At 63.2% G+C, this 3179-nt stretch carries 3 protein-coding genes; all 3 read right to left on the reverse strand.

Annotated elements, in window-relative coordinates; genetic code table 11:
* A partial coding sequence (locus tag ACP5E6_RS17505; RefSeq protein WP_427956398.1) for an N-6 DNA methylase occupies window positions 1-2147 on the reverse strand: 2147 nt, incomplete at its 3' end.
* A gap of 67 nt (window positions 2148-2214) precedes the next feature.
* Window positions 2215-2721 (reverse strand): GNAT family N-acetyltransferase, encoded by a 507-nt coding sequence (locus tag ACP5E6_RS17510; RefSeq protein ID WP_427956401.1) that lies wholly within the window; start codon window positions 2719-2721, stop codon window positions 2215-2217.
* Window positions 2722-2723: 2 nt separating this feature from the next.
* Window positions 2724-3017: a DUF1778 domain-containing protein gene (locus ACP5E6_RS17515; RefSeq protein ID WP_427956404.1), complete on the reverse strand. Its 294-nt coding sequence runs from the start codon at window positions 3015-3017 to the stop codon at window positions 2724-2726.
* Between the last annotated feature and the right edge of the window lie 162 nt (window positions 3018-3179).

A 3179-nucleotide genomic window follows, 5' to 3' on the forward strand; every position in this document is an offset into this window, starting at 1 on the left:
TTTTCGCGTTCGATCAGGCGCAGACAGTTTTGCAGCGCCGTGCGTTCCTCCTCGGCGGTGCGGTCGCCCTTGATGTCCTTCAGCCGATCCTTCACGCTTTTCGCGGTCAGCTTGCCCTTGTCGGTCTTGGCGTCGAACAACAGCCCGTCTTCGCCGCCCTGTTCCTCGTCGAGTTCTTCGATCTTGCGCGCCAGTTCCTCCGCCGTGGCGTCCAGCGCCTCGCAGGCGGCAAGTTCATCGGCGAAGAACCGGGCGGCGATCAGCGGCGGGGGGATCAGCTCGGCCTTCAGCTTGCGCTTGCCCAGGGTGATATCCGGCGTTTCGGTGAATTTACCGTCCTCGTTCCTGACCAGATTGCGGATCACCCGCGCCACCGCCCAGCCGTCGAGCGCGATGAGATAGACATCATCCTGCATCGTCTCGGCCCAATAGGTCATCAGATGCTGATAGACATCGTAGCGATCGATCAGCGGCAGATCGGCGAAGCGGGCGAGCAGATCCTCGGCCAGGGTTGCGATCAGGCGTTTGGGTTTGTCGCCCACCGCTATCGTGCGCAACGCGTCGAGATGCGCGGCACGCCAGAGGGCGAACACGCCGCGCAATTGTGCCGCGAACGCGGCGAATTCGGCATGGTCGAGAATGGTCTGCTTCACGGCAGAGGGTGCCACTTGCGGCGTGGCGTAGCCCGCGCGGTCGCCGGGGCCGAACAGGGTGGCGCGCACCGAGGGCAGCACCGCCCAATAGGGGGCAAGCGCGTCGATATCCCGCACCGGAATGCCGCCTTTCAGATGGGCCTCGATATCCTGCAAATCCTCCGGCGCCGCGGAATCGATGTAGCGGGGGATGTTGAGGTTGAAATCCTGCCGTTCGATTTCGGCCAGCGGCACCATGCGGGAATAGCGCTCGATGGTGAGCTGGCGGGTGAAGGCATCGACGATCTTGTGCAGATCCTGGTCGCGCAGGCGGTTCTTGTTGCCGTCCTTCACGAAGCCCTTCGAGGCATCGATCATGAAAATGCCGGTGCGGGCGTGGGCGTTTTCCTTGTCGAGCACAATGATGCAGGCGGGAATGCCGGTGCCGTAGAACAGATTGGCCGGCAGGCCGATGATGCCCTTGATGATGCCGCGTTTGATCAACGCGCGGCGGATTTCAGCCTCCGCATTGCCGCGAAACAGCACGCCGTGCGGCATGACGATGGCGCCCTTGCCGGTCGTTTTCAGCGAGGCCACGACATGGAGCAGATAGGCATAATCGCCGTTCTTCGCCGGCGGCACGCCGGGGGCGAAACGGTCGAACGGGTCGTTGGCGGGATCGAGCCCGGTGCTCCATGCCTTGTCGGAAAACGGCGGGTTGGCGACCACGAAGTCGAAGGTTTTCAGCGTGCCGTCGTTGTTGAGGAAGTGCGGGGCGGAGAGGGTGTTGTCGCGCCAGATGTCGGCGGTCGGGCTATTGTGCAGCACCATGTTCATCCGCGCGAGGGCGCGGGTGGCGACGTCTTTCTCCTGGCCGTAGATGGTCAGGTCGAACGGCGCTTCGTCATGCGCCTTGAGCAGCAGCGAGCCGGAGCCGCAGGTGGGGTCGTAGATAGTCTGGGCGGCGCTGCGGGCGGCGCCGATGCCGATCGCCTTGGCCATGATGCGTGAGACCTCGGCCGGGGTGTAGAATTGACCCTTGCTCTTGCCCGATTCGGTGGCGAAGTGGCGCATGAGATATTCATAGGCATCGCCCAGAATATCATCGCCCTCGGCGCGGTTCTTGCGGAAATCCAGCTCCGGCCGGCTGAAAATGCCGACCAGGCTGGAGAGCCGATCGACCATTTCCTTGCCGGAGCCGAGCTTGTCGGGGTCGTCGAAATCGGCGACGTCGATCACGCCCTTGAGGTCGTTCGCCTCGGCGAGTTTGGCAATGATGGTGTTGATTTTCTCGCCAATGTCCTTCTGGCCGCGCAGGGCGAGCATATCGGCAAAGCTGCCGCCAACGGGAACGTCGATCACCGCGTTGGGGTCGCCGGCGTATTTGTCCGAGACGTATTTCACGAACAGCAGGACCAGCACGTAGTCCTTGTATTGCGAGGCATCCATGCCGCCGCGCAACGCATCGCAGCTGGCCCAGAGGGAGCTGTAGATTTCCGATTTTTTGACCGCCACTGAGGCCTCCCGCTATCGTCGTCGAAATTGTATGTCGTGCCGCGTCGGACGCGGATGATGGTGGTTCCTAGGTTTGTTGCCCGGCCAACGCCGCCCGAACGTCATTCAATGTGACCATCAGGGTCATCGGGTCGATCGGCGAGGAGTCGAAGCCGAGGGCAAGATAGAAGGCTTTGGCCGGTTCGGAAATGGCATGGACCACGATGCCGCGGATACCGATGGTTGCCGCCGCGTTCACAATGCGCATGGCGGCGTCCTGGAAGAGCGCGCGGCCGAGACCCTGGCGTTGGGCGCTCTGGTCGATCGCCAACCGCGCCAAGACCGCGACGGGGATGGGATCGGGCACGTTGCGGCGAAATCGGCCCACTGCTCCGCCCAGGGTGATCGCACCCGAGGCGATGGCGTAATAGGCGACCACGCGGGCACCGTCCGTCGCCACGAAGGTGCGGGTGGCACCGCTGGCCTGATTGCTGCGGGCGCGGCGTTTCAGCCAGTCATCGAGGCTTGGGGCACCGCTGTTAAAATCGGCGAGATCATGATGATCCGCGAGAGGTTCCGGCGGGGACAGAGCCACGGCTATTTCCAGGGCGGCCTGGTCTGCATGCTGCGTTGCAGCCGCGCGTTCGGGCGTGGCGGTTCATCGAGCCGCGCGCGGAACGCCTCGGAAGCGTCCGGTGTCGCGATGAACAGAGTGCGATCGAGCAGCGCCTCTTCAGCTGCGCGACGTGCCGCTTCGAGCACGAAATCGGTCTTGGATTTGCCGGTCAGCGCCGCGGCGCGATCGATCAAGCCGCGATCATCGGGCTTGATCCGCAGGTTGAGGGTTTCGCGTCGGTTCGTCGGTTTTGCGGCCGGTACAGCTTTGTCCATGATGAATAGCGTAGCTCGCCGTACCGCGTTTGTCATTACGCATTTTGCGCGGATTTCGACTGGTGCCGCTGCTATTCGCCGTGCTCAGTCAACGTCCCTTCCGCCTGTTGGCGAGCTTCTTCAGCCAGAGTTTCGATAATTCCCCGCTCCCCGACCGGCTGT

This window comes from Acidiphilium sp. (genome assembly GCF_049977125.1).
GTDB lineage: Bacteria > Pseudomonadota > Alphaproteobacteria > Acetobacterales > Acetobacteraceae > Acidiphilium.